Raw genomic sequence first — 1443 nt, forward strand, 5'->3', positions numbered from 1 at the left:
CTCAAACAAGATGGGATAATTTATCGGCATACCTATTAGATGGTAACTTGCAAATAGATAATAATCTGGTGGAAAATGCAATCAGACCAGTGGCCCTGGGTAGAAAGAATTATCTTTTTGCCGGATCGCACGATGCTGCTCAAAGAGCGGCTATGGCCTATACCTTTTTTTCTAACTGCAAAAAGCATAACGTAAATCCTTTTGAGTGGCTAAAATATACCCTTGAGAATATCCAATCTATAAACCACAAGAATATTAAAGACCTGTATCCCCACAATTACAAGCAGCTAGCGGAATCTAAACCATTGTAAAATTACGCTCCTATCATTAATCTTATTGAACTAAACAATATGTAGTTGCTCGGGTGGATACTTAACAAATGAGGTAGTTTTACTGTAATAAATGTTAAAATTTTAAATGTAAAGTACTAAACATAGGAACCCTCGACAGCTGCGCCGAGGGTGATACATAGCCGGACAAAATTAACTATCTACAATTTCTAGATAATTTTTAGAATCACTTCTGCAGTGCCAAAAAATAAGAGATTCAGCACGCTATCCTTCCCTTAGGAAATTCTTTTTGAAATAGTGAAAGGTTTTTAGTTTGCGTACTATTTAATGTAATAACTTTAACAAAAAAGAATGCCATAACTATGGCTATGAGAATGATGATATTATTCATAAATAATTAATTTTAAATTAATTATTCGAAAATAGCTACTCAAAAAAGAATAAAAAAACTTCATCAGTAATCTTTAACAAATGATATTTTTTTTTGGTAAACTATGTTAAATTTAGATAGTAGTAATCGAAATACCTTAAAATACCGTCCTTGTTAAAATTGAAAATAAACACACTTTTTGCTGGATAAACCTGATGCAAAAAAACTGATTTACGATCGAATATAAAAACTAGTAAGTTAGCTACCTCCTAAAAACATCCCTAAACTGATATAATAAACGTTCTATTAATCGTAAATCTTCAGTTATAATGTCTGCAGAACCTTTCATTTCCTGCTGAAAAGGAATCATTTTTTGATAGGAACTTTTTAACCCATCAAGTAATACAACATCAATTAATAAATTACCATCTTGGTCTGGAACAAGCGAAATATTCTTGACTTGTCCTTTAAGAATGCCAAACTCTCTATCTGGGAAATTAGCCAATCGTATATTAATTTGTTGCCCTATTTTAATTTTACCTGAATTTAATGTTGGCGCCTTTAATTTTCCAATATATCCTTTTTCTATTGTAGGAATTATAGAAAAAACATTATCCCCGGCAGATATGGTTTGATTTTCTGTCCAAATTTGTAAAAACGATACTTTGCCGGCAACAGATGATTGAATTATGCTGCGACCTATTCGCGATGCAACTTTTTTAGAAACTTAAGATAGTTTTTTAAGTTTTCATTTCTATTTTCTAGGCTAAAATCGGAAATAAC

At 31.5% G+C, this 1443-nt stretch carries 2 protein-coding genes; one reads left to right on the forward strand and one right to left on the reverse strand.

Annotation, left to right across the window (positions count from 1 at the left end; genetic code table 11):
* The coding region (locus BUC11_RS16530; RefSeq protein ID WP_139259424.1) for an IS66 family transposase at window positions 1–311 on the forward strand (311 nt) is incomplete at its 5' end.
* Window positions 312–922: 611 nt separating this feature from the next.
* Here BUC11_RS16530 and BUC11_RS16535 read toward each other — a convergent pair.
* Entirely contained in the window at window positions 923–1363 is a 441-nt protein-coding gene (locus tag BUC11_RS16535) for an HlyD family secretion protein (protein ID WP_139259560.1), read from the reverse strand.
* Window positions 1364–1443 lie beyond the last annotated feature (80 nt).

The organism is Flavobacterium xanthum (genome assembly GCF_900142695.1).
In the GTDB taxonomy this organism is placed as follows: domain Bacteria; phylum Bacteroidota; class Bacteroidia; order Flavobacteriales; family Flavobacteriaceae; genus Flavobacterium; species Flavobacterium xanthum.